The following is a 17,751-nucleotide window of genomic DNA, read 5'->3' as shown; positions in this document are numbered from 1 at the left end:
GCTAAAGACCTTGTTGGGTTGGTTTGTATGTCGTAAAGAAATCACTCAACCTGTTGACCAGTTCATTGAATTTTGTTGGCTTGGATATAAATGCCGTAGCGCCAAGGCTTAGTGCCTGCGCCTTATTGTGCTCATCACTTGAAGTAGAATAGATGGCAATGGGTATCTGTTTCAGCTTTTCCTGATTCCTGATTTCGCTGAGGCATTCCAGGCCATCCAGACGGGGCATGTTGAGATCGAGAAAAATATAGTCAGGAAGCAATCCTTCATTCAGTCTTTCCATTGCTTCTACCCCGTCACTGGCAAATACGCACGAGTATTGCTTCAGTATACTATTCTCCATCGCAGCGGAAAATAACTCCTGATCATCAATATCATCATCTACAACAAAACAAGTAACAGGGGATTTTTCTGTATTCACTAAAGTCGTTATTTATTTAAAAGTACTCAATTTCAAGCATTGAAGACGCGATTATTTATCAGGGAAACTGTTTCTAGTCAAATTTCAGCATCGTTCAATATCCCAGGTGCCGCTGGTTATCAGTGTTAAATCGAAATCACCAGTAAGGTAAAAATGGTGTAAACCAGCGTTCAGGGATGATGGGTTACTAATATGAGGAGAGTGATAGGTAGAGAAGAAGGGGCCTGCATACAAAGGGCATTGTTTTAGCAGTAGCGGCGCTATAGCTATTCACTATAGCGCCGCTATGTATTATCTGATCATATATTCAAATGTCATGTAGGTATAATTATGATACATTCCATTAAAGTAAGATATTCTATACGAACCAACGTCGCCTGCTGTATTCAGTTCAAATTTGTTCAGCACATCTTCTTTGGTGTTGAAAGGGGCAGCAGGGGCAGTTACACGGTAATCAGCAGTCCCATTTCTGATAGCCAGGTCCTGTGGATTGACAAACTGATTGGTAAAGTGATTCGCATATGAACTTGTAGCGAACAAGGTTTTGAAGTTCGTTCTGTGTGCCAGTGCAAGTATATAACTCCTGTCAAAATTAAGTAGGGGCCTCGCATCTGCCGGCGCAGTATCATAGACATAACGCATGGTTGAAAGCACAGTCGGATACAGATTTTTAGATACAACAGAATCCAGTTGCGTATTTCTGTAGTAGTCATTTGTTGATATCAGTGTAAGATCCCCAGGAAAAGTCTGATACGTCAGCACACTTGATATCTTGTTTTTCGAATCGTATTTCAGCAGGCTGTAAAATTGCTCCAATGCCTCTTTCTGTACAATACTGTCGAGGCGGTTATCTTTATTGTAATAGAAGAAGTAATCGCTGTTTGAACTGGTATTCTTCTCATTCCTGATATGCATCTCGGTTATCTCTCCGTTGCCATTATAAGGGAACGTATATTCCAACGTGTCAGTATTACGCCAGTAGGAATAGAGCTTGCTTAGCTGTTTATTGGTATTGTATTCCAAGGAATCGATAATATACAGATCTCTCACATTGGAATTTTCCGATTCACTATAGGTATACGTTTTTGTGATCAGCGGGGTTGGTGTATTGATCTCCTCAGGCGTCTTTTCTTTAGCGCAGGCTGCCAGCAGCAGTAATACTGGGATAAATCTCGTTTTCATTAAAAATAATTAGGTAAGGGAATTTGGAATTGTTCACGAACTGACACCGTTCAATATAGTGTCGGTTCAATAATAATAATTTTTAATCAAATAGTTAAATATTAATAATTCTGTAAAGTGAGAGGTTATATTATTGTAGATAAGCTTTCTGGTAACAGCCATCTGCATTTCCCTGCCGCCGTGCGCCCGGTATCAGCAAATCAGGGTTGGTGCCGGGGCTACTATTAGTCTGATCAGCTTGAACCCACCGTGGTCAATTTCCTTTGTCCCCACAGACCAACATAATAACCCTATTGATAGTAGGCCTGGCAACGGTCAGAATAATGGCTTTTTAAACGGAAAGGATCTTAGGCAGCGCCCTGGCAGGAACGGTCATAGATATGGGTGTCGTAACCGCTAATTACCGTCTTGAACAGGCCTTATGTTTTATATTATCCCATCACCAACAGGTCACCAAAAGGGCACTTCAATATCCCCGGGATATTGAAGTGCCCTTTTGGTGACCTGTTAATCCCTGTTTAGTGTAAAACATGAGCCCTGAATGAGCATACCTCCATACCCGGCAATTGTGGCCGGCGGCATTGGTTGAAAAGTGATTTTAAACGGGGGAGATAAGGTCGTGTCAGGGATCGATAATAGCATGGGATGGTAAGCTGGTTGCCAGGCGTAGCGGTACGATAGCGGCGGGCGGCTTATGTACGGGTAAAATGAAAGAAGCCCGCTCATTGAGCGGGCTTCTTTTGTTGCCTGACCTGGATTCGAACCAAGACAAACAGAGTCAGAGTCTGTCGTACTACCGTTATACTATCAGGCAAGGTAGTGTTTGTTTCCCGTTAGCTTGTTGCTTGTTCGGGACGGCAAAATTATACAATAATTCACATTTTCCAAAAAAATCATGAAATATTTTACAAGTCATTGGTTATGAGTGTGAAATATTTTTAGCACTGGGAAACCAACGTACGATATAGCGCAAAAAGAAGGGCTGACCTTATTGGAGGCCAGCCCGTTATTGGAAATTGGAGATTTGATTGTCTTATTTGGTTTTGGCAGCCAGTTCCAATGCCTTATAAGCATTTACTACACCACCTGTACGGCACAGATCAGTCATCTGTACTGATTTAGGCTGTTCGTCTACGACGATGGTCACCGGATGATCTACCGGTACTACTGACTTCAGAATAATATCCTTTACCTGAACAGCGCTCAGTTTCGGATAATAAGAGCGGATCAGCGCAGCCAGACCGGCAACTACAGGAGCCGCCATACTGGTACCATCATGCAATGCGTATTTAGAGCCCGGTGTAGAGGAATAGATAGCTACTCCAGGAGCAAATACGTCTACACTCAGCTTACCATAATTAGAGAATGGAGCAGCCAGCGTTTCATTATTTTCCGGACCTGAGGCACCTACTTCAATCCATGCAGTAGCGGTATCGCCATTCTGGTATACACGGCTTGGATAGTTAGGCGTTACATCAATATTCTCAGCATCATTACCTGCGGCATGTACCAGCAGTACGTCTTTGGATATTGCATACTTCACTGCATCATCTACCACGTTTTTCTCAGGAGAGTAAGCTTTACCAAAACTCATGTTGATCACTTTAGCACCGTTATCAACTGCATAACGGATAGCATTTGCCACATCTTTATCTCTCTCGTCGCCATTTGGTACTGCTCTTACTGACATGATACGTACGTTATCAGCAATACCGTCAATACCCAGGCTGTTATTTCTGCCAGCACCTATAATACCTGCCACGTGTGTGCCGTGGTCAGCATCCGGACCAGTGGCATCGCCAGAACCGTAATATCTTTCAGTTGGATTATTATAGTCGTCACCAACAATAGCGCGCGGATCATAATCCAGGTTCAGCTGGTATTCTACCTGCTCTTTGAAATGGTTCAGTGCAGCATCCAGTTCTGCTGTTCTGAAAGCATTGAAATCAGGATAACGTTCCAGCTGCTGTGAGATCATTTGTTTGATCTGTGCCTCAGCAGGATTCTGTGGCGTATAGGCCTGTAAGTCTGCCGCCGTTGGATTAGTATTGCCCATCTTATTCAACATTGTATCTACCATACCTACAAAGCGGGTGATACCTGCCAGTGTCTGCTGAGCTTCTGAGAGTTTCAGATCATATTTGGACTTCAGCGTCTGGTACTGGTACAAACCAGCAGTATCAGTTGCAACACTGTTCAGACTGCCAAATTGTTTCTGTTGCTTACGGACCATTCGGGTCAGCTCAAGGTTGTCATAATCGACATTTCCTTTGGGGGAACCGATGAAGTTCCATCCATAAATATCGTCAGCATAATGGTTTTTATCGTCGTCCTTACCATTCGCTCTTTTCTCTTTAGCGTTGATCCAGAGAACGCTTTTCAGATCTTCATGTAATGTATCAACACCGCTGTCGATTACTGCAACAATAACTGTTTTGGATTTTTTGCCCTTCAGGAGCTCAGTATAAGCTTTCTCAACACTGATACCGAATACGGAATCTTTCTCAAGGTCCATGCTCTGCCAGTTGTGTTTCTGTGCATTAGCACCATACGCGGACAATAATAAGGTGGCAACAACTGCCGCTCTCTTACAAATATTCATGTGATAAAAAATTCATTGATCAGCTGTAGTCTTTTCTATTTGGCGACTAGCTGGGGTTGGTTTATTGAATTGTATGTTTTATAAATGCTACGTCCAATCCTGAGGTGCTCTGACTCGTGCTCGTGACCGAAATACTGTGGCGCAAGGTAGAAATTTAATAGTATTGGAAATGTTAAAAGTGGTTAGTGGTAATAGATTTATTCAATTGGATTAACCAATAAACTTTTAGCTGGCGTGTTACGGTGTTAATATACTATTGAAGAAGAAGTGTTTAGCTGGTTTTCAGATGTACATCATGCTGGAAGCTGGAAGGGCGTTTGTTGGTGAGCTGATAAAACACTTTACTGAAAGCGGCAATACTGCTATAGCCGGTCTGATACGCAATCTCACTCAGCGTTTGATTTGTTTGTAAGATCATCTCAATACCCTTCACAACCCGTAAGGTTTGCAGATATTGTACAAATGACATTTCCAGTATATTGGTGAATAGTCGGGAGAGGGTGCGTGCGCTGATATCAAACTGGTGACTAACACTTTCCAGGGTCAGCTGTTGATCAAAATGCGCTGCAATATATTGTAACACAGGCTTCAGACGTTCATGCTGAGTAGTAGGCAGGGAAACCGGCAATGCTGTTGTACTGATATCAGGCAGGATGTCTTTGATTGAACTTAGAAACCGGAAGCCGGGATCTCCTGGTAATACATGCCTTTCCCACCTGGCAGAGTAGTTAATCATTTCCAGTAACAGTTCAGTCACCGGGTATATTCCCAGCCGTGTATAAAACGGTGTAAGATGATCTTCCTGGCTGTAAAAATAGAGGTTCCTGGTTGTTGTGGACTTGGAGTGCCGGATCTGCATGTAATGCGCCTGTTGCTTCGGAATCCATATATAGTGACGGGCAGGTATGACGTAAGACTTGTCAGGCATATTGCAGAAAGCAATGCCGTTCTCCACATATGTTAACTGGCCTTTTTCATGGGCATGCATGGAGAACCTGCGTTCCACCTTTTCATGCATGACGTATACAGACGTAGGATGTACATCTATCTCATTTAAATAATCTGCCAGTACCTGCATATAAATAAAATGGCTTGATTGGACAAATAATTGGCAATTTAGATAAAAGCGTTCATATCTGCCCATAGTACCTTTGCCAGCAGAATAAAGATTATGTGTACCGATATAAGGAAGGTGGTGCTGATACTGCCTTTTATAATTCTAACAATGTGTGTAACGGCACATCAACCATATGATACTACAGCACCGTTACATCTCACCATCACGCAGATCTGGGAGAAAGCAGCCCTTAACAACAAAAGGATAGCCATGTCCCGCCTGCGCGTACAAACTACGGAAGAAGCAATTAAAGATGCGAAGGCGGAACGCCTGCCAGAGATAGATGCTGCCGGCACTTATGCCCGTGTTACCAATATGCCCGTATACAAGGACGGATATTTTAACACGCCTGAGCAATTTCCGGTGCTGCACAACTTTTACAAGGTAGGTGGAGAAGCGTACTTTAATATTTACAATGGCAATAAGACGAATCTTGAGATTAAGAAAGGCATTACGGAACATGCAATAGCGGAAGAACAAAAGAACCTGACCGTATCAGAAGTCAAATTCAATGCGGCAGTCTGTTACCTGGATCTGGCGCGTAGTTGCCGGTTTAAAGAACTAATAGCAAGAGATATAGAAGAACAGGAAAGGCAACTTGCCCATATCCGGGAGTTACAGAAGAATGGCGTGGTACTAAAAAGTGATGTACTGAGAGCAACGCTTAAGTTGTCCCGTCAGAAAATGGGCATGGTACAGATCGAAAATGATATCGCTATTGCCAGTCAGAAGCTGGCATTGATGATTGGTGTGGATGAACATCAGCTGATTGAGCCTGATAGTTCGTTTACAGCAGCATTGGAGCAACCGGCGTCATACGAGGCATATCTGGATATGGCAGCAGAACATGCGCATGAGTACAAGATCTCAGCAGGTGAGACCGCGTTAAGAGAACTGTCGCTGCAACAGGTAAAAGCAAACGTATCGCCCAGCGTAGGACTGTTTGCAGAATATGCTTTTTCTTATCCGCAGATACAGTTTTATCCATATGAAGGGGCTGCTTACGGCCTGGGTATGTATGGTGTAAAAGCCTCTTTTCCCATCTCATCGTTCTACCACAACAGGCATAAAGAGAAAGCTGCCGAGCTGCAACTGGAAAGGCAGGAAGTAGAACACCAGGAAACAGGAGACATGGTAAGGCAACAGGTAAATGAGGCATACCTCCGTTATAAGGAGGCGCTGACACGAATAGATGTAGCAGAGACCAATATTAAACAGGCAACAGAGAACCTGCGGATAGTGAATAACACGTACTTCAATCAGCTGTCTCTCGTTACCGACCTGCTGGATGCAGATACGCAGATGTTACAGACCAGGTTTGATCTGGTATCAGCCAGCATTGCTGCACGTGTCAGATATTATCAGTTACAAAAAGCTATAGGCAATTTATAAAGTATGACAGCCAGGAAGAACAGTCATAGCCGGACAGACAGGTTAATTACCTCCATCACAGGATGGGCGGCAGGTATTATACTGATGGTGCTGGGTATATGGGGAATAATGACATTACTTGAGCTGCGCAGGTACGAAGAGACCAATGATGCGCAGGTAGAAGAATATATTAACCCGATTACTGCCAGAGTAACGGGTTACATCAGCAGGATCAATTACGAAGAAAACCAGGATGTAAAGAAAGGCGACACCCTGCTGATCATTGATGATAGCGAATATCAGCTTCAGCAGCAGGAAGCGAATGCGGCGCTGCTGAATGCACAGGCACAGGTGGAGGTATTGCAAAGCAGTGTGTCTACTACAGCAAAAAGTGCAGCGGCTACAGCGGCTCAGATAGCGGCAGCAAAAGCAAAGCTCTGGAAGCAGCAGCAGGAATACGATCGTTACAAAAGACTCTACGACGCAGAATCTGCTACGAAACAGCAACTGGAGAATGTACAGACTGCGCTGGATGTGGCAAAGGCAGATTATGAAACAGTTCAGAACAGTTATGAAGCAGCAGTATCAAAAGTCAATGACATCCGGTCACAGAAAGCAGTACTACTAGCAGAAATAGAACGCCGGCAGGCATTGCTGGGACGTAATAAACTGGATGTATCCTATACAGTTATCCGTGCTCCTTATGACGGTAAAATGGGACGTCGTACCATACAGGAAGGACAACTGATACAAGCCGGACAGACTCTGGCATTCATCGTGAATCAGGCTACCGGTAAATGGATCATCGCCAACTTCAAAGAAACGCAGGTAAGCCATATGCATATAGGGCAGCCTGCAGATATTGAAATAGACGCTTTTCCCGGCAAGACCTTCAATGGAACAATAGAGTCCCTGTCACCCGCTACAGGCGCAAGGTTTTCATTATTACCTCCGGATAATTCATCGGGTAACTTTGTGAAGATTGTACAACGTATACCTGTACGTATCAAACTTACCAGCAGCAGTGCTGAAACAGTATCGTTACGTGCAGGCATGAATGCTACAGTAGCAATCAGTAAGAAAAATGGCTAACAGACATACCATATTCAAACCATGGGCTTCCGAATGGCTTATCCGTGCGGTGATCTTTCTGAACCTGCTTCCATCCATGCTGATGTTTGGTATCTCTACCGCCAGCGGGCCTAATGCGGCCGGCTACTACGGTATAGAACCAGCAGATGTGCAGTACTCCATGGTATTATTCTATGCATCGCTGGCCGGGTTCTTTGCGCTTGAGCGGAGATTCTTTGACTTCATCGCCAGCAAGGAGTACCTTGTTATTGGTGTGATCCTGCAGATCGTAACGTCTTATTTCTGCTATGTTACCCGGGATCTGTATGTATTACTTCCATTACGCTTCATACAGGGGATGGCAAATTGTGTGACTACCAGCGTGTGTATTACACTTGTGTTCAGCAGACTGAAGACGAACCGCTCACGGGAGATTGGTTATTCCCTTTTCTATGGGGTGCTATTGTGTATTACCGCATTTACTACACTCGTTACTGCGCCGATTATCGATGCTTTTGACTTCAATGTGTTGTACAAGTGGATGATCTTCATTTATGTGCCCGGAGCTGTACTATTGGTTATTATCATGAACAGGATACGGCTAACAAAGAAGTTTCCGTTGTACCAGCTTGACTGGGCCAGCTATGTAGTGTATACCACTATGCTTTGTCTGATGGGATACATATTATTGTACGGACAACAGTACGATTGGTTGAATGATCCGCGTATTCAGGCCGCCAGTATTGCCGTAGTACTACTGCTGATCATACATGTGCTGAGGCAGCGTTCATTGAAAAGGCCTTACCTGAGCCTGGAGGTATTCCGTTACCGTAACTATGTGATAGGAGTAAGTCTGATTGTTGTACTGTACGTGTGCAGGGGGGCTTTTAATATTACTACTAACTACTTCACAACAGTACTGGGTATGGATCCCAGGCATTTGTCCTATATACTACTGATGAATATTGCCGGCATTATTGTGGGCGTACTTTACTCCTCCCGATGGATATTGTTGAAGCGTTCCATGCGGTGGATCTGGATAGCAGGATTCTCTCTTTTACTCATATTTCATCTGTGGATGCATGTACTTTTTGCAACACAGGCCGATACACCTACTTTTATTGTACCATTAATTTTGCAGGGCATAGGCGTAGGCCTCCTGATGGCACCGATGATTATCTATGCCATTTCCTCGGTACCTCCGCACCTGGGTGGTACCGCATCCGCAACTGGCGTATTGTTCCGTTTCGCGGGGTTCTGTATCAGTATTGCGTTAATCAATTACTTTCAACTGTTCTCCAGGAAAGTTCACTACAACCGTTTCCTGGACCTGGTCACATCGCTGGATCCTTTGGCGACGGCTAAGCTGGTACACTATAAAACAGCTGTTGCAGCAAAAGGGATCCCAGCGGACCAGGCATCAAAAATTGCTAACGGTTTATTGTATCGCACAGCAGATATACAGTCGCAGATCAGGTTCTCTATGGACTACTATTACATGATCAGTTGTGTACTGGCGGCGATTATATTACTGATTGCATTTGCGCCTTACCTGAATCGTACAGTGGTTAATCTGAGGAATAATCAGCCAGCACCTGCAGCATACTAGTTTCTGGTACCTTGCTTTTCCTGCAGCACTGCCCCGAGAGATTTCCTCTTTAGTTTCGCTTCTATCCAGGCGCTGAAGTCAAACAGCTTTAACTGTTGTCGTTCGTATTTGTCGGCTCTTATCTTGTCAAAGCTGGCATTGATCTTTTTCCACAGCGCCGTTCTATAAGCTGTTACGGCAGGTATTTCACCACTTCCCAGGAATTTGATCACTGTTCTTTCCAACAGGTAAGAACGCCTGGTATCCGGTTGCAGGTGCCGCCGGAAGGCCCTTGTCTCATAGCGGATATATTCATAGTTACCCAGTTCGTACTGGATCAGCAAATGTACCAGCCGGCAGGTACGGTATACCGGGAGGGTACTGTAAAGGTTACTTTGCAATACCTGCTCCAGGCTGTTATGTGCATTGTTGATATCTTCATTGCCGAGGTAGATGAGCGCCATATATAGATAGAACTCTGCCTGCTTGCTGATGTCCATCAGGGGGATGTTCTTCTTTATAAGAGGTACATATTGGTATAACAGTGTCAGTGCAAATTTAAAGTTGCCGCTATCAATATATGCGCCTGATTCATAAATAAAGAGCAGGCGTTGCTGCATGATCTCAAAATAGACCCCATCACTTTTAAGGCGTTTTACCTTGTCGATGAAGGAGAGGAGTTCTTCATAATGTTTACCTGCCCGGAGGCTGTCAAGTATACCTTCAATGATCAGCAGGTGGTCGGCTGGCGTATCTTCAAACAATGAGGGGTGAGTCTCCAGTAACTGATTCAGCTGGTGGAACACCTGTAATGCGGCAGGATGATCGTTGGTAGCCAGGTGATAGTGCGCCTGGAAGAGCAGGTGTACTTTCAGGCTGGTAGCTGAATGAGGCAATGGATCAGGCATTCCTGCCTGTAATATGTCAACAGATTCCTGTTGTCTGAGCGTACGTGCGCTGCCTCTGTATAGCAGTGTATGGCGCAATGATTCATATAGCGAAGCCTGTTGCCGTATTTGTTGCATGGCAGTCATAGTCTGCAGGATGTCTGTCTGTTTATGCGCCAGTTCCTCTTCAGTAATACCCTGGAAGTTCAGCTGTTGCAGCAGTTGTATCTCTTCTTGCTGGGCCCATAGGAGTAATAGTTGCTTTTCATTCTGGGCAGCGGTAGTCTGTACTTTCTGCAGTTGTTTTAAAGCATCTTCATGTAAGGACCGTTCAAACAGGATGTCACATTTGAGTATACTGGCGGTCAGCATTGCAGTAGGGTGTTTCTGCATCCGAAGGTGCAGGAGGCAGTCCAGCAGTACCTTATAAAGGTATTTGCTGCACACCTCATAACTGCACCCGGCGTATTGCTCCTGAAATGCCAGTTTGAGAGCAGCAGTACTTCTGAAGGACTGATGTTCCATCAGATCGAATAGATTGACATAGTCTTTACTTCCTTGTTGGAGAGCAGTATACATGCGAAAGTATCTTTTTTCAGCCTTGGTTAGTGTATTAATCAGCCTGCTAAGCATATCAGCTTTAGCCATAATTCTGGTCGTTTAGATTTATAAGCCCTCAAAATTTTCCATTGTTGATGAAAACAGATATTGGTTGATGTGAAACAAAATAAGTTAAATAACGAATAGTACGTAGTTCAACTTGTGAAGCCATCATTATGCTTTTGGATTATCATAAATGTATGTAAATATTATATAATTGTTCTGAATTAGAACAGAGTTAAATTGTTGATTATGAACGTGTGGTAGGGGTCTGTAGTTTTGTTGTGTGCGCCGGAGGAGGTAATTGGGAATGTCTATTCTTTATAAAAAAAGGTTAAAAAGTTATCATATGGCTCATTATATTTGAATCGTAATAAAGGCACAAATGCAGATAGCATTAACCTGGATGTATGGATTCCCGTTAGCGAGCCCTGATGAAATCGAAGACGTTTAGTTAATCATAAGTATTCAACCTAATATCACCGTAGAAAACAAAAATTGTAGCAGGATCTAAAAATTAAATTAACAGGAGTAAAGTAACCAGCAGCTTCACAAGCATCAACAGCCAAACACATTTATTTCTTAAACCTAAACACAGAAGACATTTGATGAAAAGCATACGCTAAAACGTTTTATACGACAGTTAAGAGATACTAAATCCCTTGCAGACAACTGCATAAGCATCTATTTCACGTTATAGTTTCCACGGGTCTGGTTCGTGTTGTTCACCCAGAATACTGGTATAAATACCTCTCTTAGCGGCATGCTGCAAGAAGGCATAATGACTTTGGTTATGCGCTTCTGCTAATATCACTTTAAAATACATGATGTAATCGATTACTCAGCGCGTATACGTTGACGTGATCAACTCTGCCTGTCTTAAATTATTACCATATGCGTGTACTTGTACGAATCATAGTTTCGTGCCTGGCAGTATATTGCCCTAACCTTCTGGCAGGGCAGGACACTGCTAAGTTATACAGACGCCAGGTCAATGTGACCAGGGCTGACTCTATCCCGATGGAACGGGAAAATGCTTATCCATATTCTTCTTTGCATCAACTGCTGAAGGGAAATGCAGCCGGCGTATATATACAGGAGCCTACAGGAGAACAAGGGGCCTTCAGCAGTATTGCGCTGAGAGGTACTGCTATTCCTTTTATCAGTAGTAAGGATATATATGAGTCGCAGCCTACTGTTATACTGGATGGTATTCCATTGATTATGGATCATCCGTTCAGTTTTGATATACAACTGTTTGGTTATAATCGGCTGGGACCTGCTACCAATATATTCTCTGCTATTGACCTGAACAATATAGAGAAGGTAGAAGTGGTAAAAGACTTCGGGCGCGCTGCCATGTATGGGCCACGCGCTGCGAATGGAGGTGTAATACTGTTAACTACTAAAGCGCCTGTAATAGGCCGGCGTAAAATAAGCTTCAATACATACTTCGGTATGGTGCAACGCCCGCATATCCATACGACCAATGCTAAGTTTGAAAATGATTTCAGACAACGGTTTTATGATAAATATGCCACTACCGAGCAACTGCAGACATACCCGCTTTATCTGCGGGATTCTACTAACAATGCCTATTATGGCCCTTCCAACTGGACAGATCACTACTTTAAAAATACCCCGGTGTATGGTGTGAATGCCAGTCTTTCCAGTGGTACCGAACGCGCCAATTTTATGTTTGCTGCCGGTAACCAGCGCTCAGCAAATACAGCAGACAATAGTAAAATGGATCGCTATAACGCCATGTTTGAAATTAACATGGTGCCGTTGCATGGTTTTACAGTGTCTTCTATGATCAGTGCATCCAGATTGGAAAGAAGCCGTAGCTCCTGGCTACGGGATCGTTTCGCTGAAATGCAGTATATGCCTGATCTGAGTAGTCCGCTGCCGCCGAACAAGCAATACTACGGTCAGTACCTGAATGAGTTTAACAAATCTTTCGATGACAACAAGACCAACGAAATAAACGGTTATTTCAAGATGAACGTAAAGCTCGGAGACAGCTGGCAGATCACATCTATGTTTGGCTTTGATTATAATGAAGGCTTAAGGGACCTGTTCTATCCCAGCACACTGCTTGAAAAGGTAAACTACCTCTCTAATTACTTCGGATATAACCAGCGGGTTTTCTTTAACAATACCATCAGTTATAATCATACCTGGAAGCAGAAGCACCACCTGACTGTAGAAGCGGGGGAGAACTTCCAGGCTGATTATCATCGTTATAATTACGCTTATGCGTACAAAGGGCCTAACGATCTGATACGGGTAAATCTCCTGCACTCAGACAATACCAAATCAGAATATCTTTCTCCTAAGTCGTTTAATCATGCGCTGATATTCTCCTTCCTGGATAAGCAGCGGGCACGCCTGTTATCTTTTTATGGCCGTGCTGCTTATTCCTATGATGACCTGCTGGACGTATCCCTCCTGTTTCGTGCAGATGGTTCTTCCAGTGCACAGCCTGACAACTGGTGGTTATACACACCAACATTCACAGGAGGTGTAAATATCAAAAATATCTGGTTGAAAGACCAGGAGCAGGTGAACACATTGAGGTTACAGGCCAGCTGGGGAAGAATAGGCAGACTGATGCCTGATGACCGCTTCGGTGAAGGTCCGCAGTATACTTCCGATATGTCATTCAGTAATAATCCTGTGCGTTTCTCATACAATGGTTTCCCGGGTATCAGCAGGGCATATTCTTCCGGTTATATCGGATATGGTATTACCTGGCCTTACGCTGAGCAGTTGAATATAAATGTCAGCAGCGCTTTGTTTAATAATAAGTTGCAAGTGTCCCTGGACTTATATAACAAGGTTGATCACAACATGTTATTAGGTGTTCCCTTCGGTGCGGAATACGGCTATAACTTCCGGTATAAGAATGGGATGGACGTACGTAACCGTGGGATAGACCTTGGTGTGAAGGTGAACATATTACCTGCTTCCAGTGCTGTACAATGGGTGCCTGGCATCACGTTCAACTACAACAGGAATACCCTGCTGGCTTTGCCTGACGGACTCAGTGAACTTACCATTGCAAATGGCACTAAACTGTTAAGAGTAGGGCATGCAATTGATCAGTATTGGGTACTGGAGAATGATGGTATCTATAATCGTGATACAGATATTCCTGTGAACCCTACAGAAGGCCGGCGGCTGAACTACAAAGGTATACCGCTACAAGCAGGCGATCCCCGCTGGAAAGACCAGAACGGAGATTATATAATCGATGATAAAGATAAAGTGCTGAAAGGGCATGTGCTGCCAGTACTTTCCGGTGGTTTCAACAGTGACTTCTATTGGAGAGGTTTTACACTTGGTTGCTCCTTCTACTATACACTCGGAAGGAAGGTGATGAATGCAGAAGTGGCGGATAGGTTTGACTTTATCAATCGTGAAGGAAAGATAGACATGAGCGCAGTAAAGGAGATCACTTTCTGGAGCAAGGCAGGCGACTACGACAAGTATCCTTTATATAATCCATGGAGCACAGTTGACGCTTACCGTATAGATCAGGATATGTTTCTCGAAAACGGCAGCTTCCTGAAGCTAAGAAACCTTTCCCTGCAATATGATCTGACAACAGCTAAGTGGTGGAACAAGAAAGGAAAGGTTAACGGATTGTCGGTATATGCAACAGCCAGTAACCTGTTTACCATCACTCCTTACACTGGTGGCGATCCGGAACTGGTGGATTTCAATGGCTTTGATACCGGTTACTCCCTGCCGCTCTCCCGGACATATACCATAGGACTTAAAATGGATCTCTGATGAAACGTTTATTGCTTATAATAATCTGTTGCTGCTGTACGGCGCTTACAGGCTGCAACAAGTTGCTGGATATTAATTCATCTCATGCTGTATCTGAGGAGAACTTCTGGAACTCTCACCAGGATACCCGCACAGCGCTGATAGGCGTCTATGGGTTGCTGCGTGCAGCGCTGGCGGATAATAATGCCTGGTGGATGTATGGCGAATTTCGCAAGGGCGACTTCTACGCTATACAGCGGCAGGATATGAAAGCGCTGATCAGAAATGATCTCAGGGCTGCTTATCCTTTACTGGAACAGCTGTCTAACTGGAGGCGTTTCTATGCGGTGATCAATGCCGCTAATATGTTCCTGGAAAATGTTGGCAATGTACGTATACGCGACCCTAAATACTCTGAAGAGAATATGCGTGTGGATATAGCACAGATGCGTTGTATCCGCGCATATGTGTACTTCTTTCTTGTGTCAGTATGGGGAGACGTGCCGCTGATCACTGCTTCTCATGATGGGCAGTTCACCTTAAAGGCAAGGGAAAGTAAGGAAACCGTTCTTGCTTTTGTAGAGAAAGAACTGTTACAGGCCGCCGCCGATCTGCCTTACAAGTACAGCGCCAATGATCCTCAACAGTCAGGTAGCTACTATAATGAAACCAACACCCGCTGGTCTGGTGTACTGGCCCGTAAACACACTGCCTATGCTATTCTGGCGCATGTTGCCGCCTGGCAGGGTAAATACGTGGATGCTTCTGTGTATGGTCAGTTTGTGCTGGATAACTATTCTAAAGGAGGCAGCTACTACATTGGTACAGATGAATTAGTTAACAGTAATGGTTTCTTCAAATGGAAAAAGGATAATCATATTCTGGGCTTCAATTTTGACTGGGGGCATGTAGACGCGTCTTTCTCCGGGCACCTGGAAGAACTGACACTGGCTGCGCCGGTGGTGAATAAGGCCCTGCCAGATATCTATGTTCCGAAAGATACTATCCTGTCTTTGTTCAATCTGCCGGTGGATGAGCGCTTCAGTCTGGATACACTGACCGGAGTGCCAACATCACAACGCTACTTTACCAATTTCAATAGCCAGATACCCATTTTCAGTAAGATCAAAGTGATACAGGATGGTAATGTGGCAGATCCTTCGTTCCGGATTTACTCCAGCACTATTATTATCACCAGACTGGAAAATATAGCCCTGTTACAGGCAGAGGCCCTGGCCGTAATAGGGCAGCAACAACGCGCCATAGACCTGCTGAATACCATCAGAGACCTCCGTAGGATAAAACGATATGACAGTGCAAGAGAAGGAGATCTGATCGATGCCATATTCCGGGAAAGACGGAAGGAACTCATGGGAGAGGGATGGCGTTGGTTTGACCTTATCCGCTATAACAAGATCAAACAGAATGATCCGGCTTTTATGTCGCTGATTAATAGCGGTGGCATATTCTGGCCTGTGTCAGACGATGTTATGAAACAGAACCCATTGATCACCCAGAATCCTTATTGGCAATGATAAATAAGAAGAAAAAAAGGTTCGCTCTCAGCGGTTGGCTGGTACTGTCAGCCTGTATTACACTGTTGTATGCTGGTTGTAAAAAGGATAGCGGGTATTATGGTTATCAGAACCAACGTAAAGAGTTTGATGGCACAACTTACGATTTCCTTAAAAGTGAACATCAGTATGATTCATTCCTGCTGGCTATTGACAGGCTTAAGCTTACAGATACACTCAGGAATGGTCTGTATACTGTTTTTGCTCCTACAGACGCCAGTTTTAAGCAGGCTATTGAAAACATGAACACCCTGCGTACCATACAAGGCAGGGCACATATGTACATCAATACAGTACCATATGAGCAGCTGGATTCCCTGGTTTGCAGATATATCATCAGGGATACCTTCTCCTCACGTGTAATGACTTTGCAGGATGGACTAGGTTTAACGGCTATCAAGTATAGCTACCCCATGCATGGCAAGTTTAAACGTACTGATGCGGAAGGCCATGTAGAAGGAGGGCCGGGTGTAATCACCTTCAGCGATACCAAAGGAGTGATCTATACCAACCGTTGGAGTAAAGCCACTACAGTAGCCATAGATGTTGTTACTAAGACTGGTCTGGTGAACGTGCTGGAAAAGGATCACATGTTTGGCTTCGATGAGTTTATCCCAAGGATGAACCCCACCGTCTCATCTCCCTGGAATGATTTCCCTTTATACATCCCGGGTATTATCGGAATGGAACAATTTAACCGTGGCGGTAATAAGGTGGCTTACCTGGATTTCTCCCTGAACAACCAGGGCGGACAATACCGGCCTGCTGACCAGGTAGACATTACTACAGCCGGCGAAGGCGGACTAAAGGTTGGCTGGACTGAAACCGGTGAGTGGCTGGATTATACTGTTGAGGTAACAGAAACAGGTGAATACGATATGACACTTCGCTATGGCAGCGGGGGAGATGATGGCCGTATACATCTCGAGATGAATGGCCGCCCTGTTATCGGTAGTGCTATACTGATGCCAGGTACCGGAGGATATGACTCCTTCCGGGATATTACAACGACGGTGCAGCTTACCGCAGGCAGGCACGTGCTGAAAGTCTATTATGACTTCGCCAATTTCGATCTGCGCTTCCTGAAGTTTGTGCGTAAGAATGCGCCAATGCCAATACCAGGTGTCATTACCCTGGAAGATTACGATCCAGGTGGAGAAGGCGTAGGCTACCATGACAACAATACCCGTAATGAAGGCAATAAGTACCGCCAGTCAGAAGGTGTTGATATTGACTTCGCCAAGAACGAAGGCGGTGGTTACCAGATAGGCTGGACCGGCACAGGGGAATGGATGAATTACACAGTTAATGTGAAACAGACTGGTACTTACAACACATTTATCCTGGTAGGTTCAGAAGGTGTCAATGGCCGCTTTCATCTGGAGTTTGACGGTGTAGATGTAACAGGCCCCCTGAAAGTTCCAAATACCGGCGGTTATCACAAGCGACAGTCTATTGCTACCAGTGTGTACCTGACTAAAGGAACACATGTGATGCGCTTCTTTATTGATCATGATGGCTTTGATGTAAAGTCTGTCACTTTCCGTCCATTAAACTAATA

The 17,751-nt window shown here is 44.4% G+C and carries 11 protein-coding genes and 1 tRNA gene; 6 read left to right on the top strand and 6 right to left on the bottom strand.

All coding sequences use genetic code 11. The annotated features are described in order from the left end of the window. Window position 1: 1 nt before the first annotated feature. From K1Y79_RS07455 to K1Y79_RS07435, 5 genes are all read right to left on the bottom strand, one after another. On the bottom strand, window positions 2-421 hold the full coding sequence (locus K1Y79_RS07455; protein ID WP_220249366.1) for a response regulator: 420 nt from the start codon (window positions 419-421) through the stop codon (window positions 2-4). 291 nt (window positions 422-712) lie between these two features. Beyond that, window positions 713-1,603, bottom strand: coding sequence for a hypothetical protein (locus K1Y79_RS07450; RefSeq protein ID WP_220249365.1), 891 nt, complete (start codon window positions 1,601-1,603; stop codon window positions 713-715). A 743-nt stretch (window positions 1,604-2,346) separates the two neighbouring features. Then, window positions 2,347-2,417 (bottom strand) — tRNA-Gln (locus K1Y79_RS07445). 219 nt (window positions 2,418-2,636) lie between these two features. Beyond that, window positions 2,637-4,205, bottom strand: a complete 1,569-nt coding sequence (locus tag K1Y79_RS07440; RefSeq protein ID WP_220249364.1) for a S8 family peptidase — start codon at window positions 4,203-4,205, stop codon at window positions 2,637-2,639. 271 nt (window positions 4,206-4,476) lie between these two features. Then, window positions 4,477-5,283 (bottom strand): AraC family transcriptional regulator, encoded by an 807-nt coding sequence (locus K1Y79_RS07435; RefSeq protein ID WP_220249363.1) that lies wholly within the window; start codon window positions 5,281-5,283, stop codon window positions 4,477-4,479. 147 nt (window positions 5,284-5,430) lie between these two features. On the opposite strand from K1Y79_RS07435, the gene K1Y79_RS07430 reads away from it, so the two are divergent. Genes K1Y79_RS07430 through K1Y79_RS07420 form a run of 3 tightly spaced genes read left to right on the top strand, consistent with a single transcriptional unit; the run spans window position 5,431 to window position 9,373 of the window. Then, window positions 5,431-6,714: a TolC family protein gene (locus K1Y79_RS07430; RefSeq protein ID WP_236059520.1), complete on the top strand. Its 1,284-nt coding sequence runs from the start codon at window positions 5,431-5,433 to the stop codon at window positions 6,712-6,714. 3 nt (window positions 6,715-6,717) lie between these two features. Next, window positions 6,718-7,785 carry an HlyD family secretion protein gene (locus tag K1Y79_RS07425; RefSeq protein WP_220249362.1) on the top strand — a complete coding sequence of 356 codons (1,068 nt, stop codon included), beginning with the start codon at window positions 6,718-6,720 and terminating at the stop codon, window positions 7,783-7,785. Then, window positions 7,778-9,373: an MFS transporter gene (locus tag K1Y79_RS07420; protein WP_220249361.1), complete on the top strand. Its 1,596-nt coding sequence runs from the start codon at window positions 7,778-7,780 to the stop codon at window positions 9,371-9,373. The genes K1Y79_RS07425 and K1Y79_RS07420 overlap by 8 nt, the downstream gene beginning before the upstream one ends. On the opposite strand, the gene K1Y79_RS07415 is transcribed toward K1Y79_RS07420, so the two are convergent. Further along, window positions 9,370-10,887 carry a hypothetical protein gene (locus K1Y79_RS07415; RefSeq protein WP_220249360.1) on the bottom strand — a complete coding sequence of 506 codons (1,518 nt, stop codon included), beginning with the start codon at window positions 10,885-10,887 and terminating at the stop codon, window positions 9,370-9,372. The two genes, K1Y79_RS07420 and K1Y79_RS07415, sit on opposite strands and share 4 nt — an antisense overlap. 846 nt (window positions 10,888-11,733) lie before the next feature. On the opposite strand from K1Y79_RS07415, the gene K1Y79_RS07410 reads away from it, so the two are divergent. The 3 genes from K1Y79_RS07410 to K1Y79_RS07400 are packed head-to-tail and all read left to right on the top strand — an operon-like array spanning window position 11,734 to window position 17,749. Beyond that, entirely contained in the window at window positions 11,734-14,637 is a 2,904-nt protein-coding gene (locus K1Y79_RS07410) for a SusC/RagA family TonB-linked outer membrane protein (RefSeq protein WP_220249359.1), read from the top strand. Then, window positions 14,637-16,151 carry a RagB/SusD family nutrient uptake outer membrane protein gene (locus K1Y79_RS07405; RefSeq protein WP_220249358.1) on the top strand — a complete coding sequence of 505 codons (1,515 nt, stop codon included), beginning with the start codon at window positions 14,637-14,639 and terminating at the stop codon, window positions 16,149-16,151. Before K1Y79_RS07410 ends, K1Y79_RS07405 begins: the two co-directional genes overlap by 1 nt. Then, entirely contained in the window at window positions 16,148-17,749 is a 1,602-nt protein-coding gene (locus K1Y79_RS07400) for a carbohydrate-binding protein (protein WP_220249357.1), read from the top strand. The genes K1Y79_RS07405 and K1Y79_RS07400 overlap by 4 nt, the downstream gene beginning before the upstream one ends. The last annotated feature ends 2 nt before the right edge of the window (window positions 17,750-17,751 follow it).

It is taken from the genome of Chitinophaga rhizophila (assembly GCF_019492185.1).
Lineage (GTDB): Bacteria > Bacteroidota > Bacteroidia > Chitinophagales > Chitinophagaceae > Chitinophaga > Chitinophaga rhizophila.
This window is presented reverse-complemented; position numbering and strand designations above follow the sequence as displayed.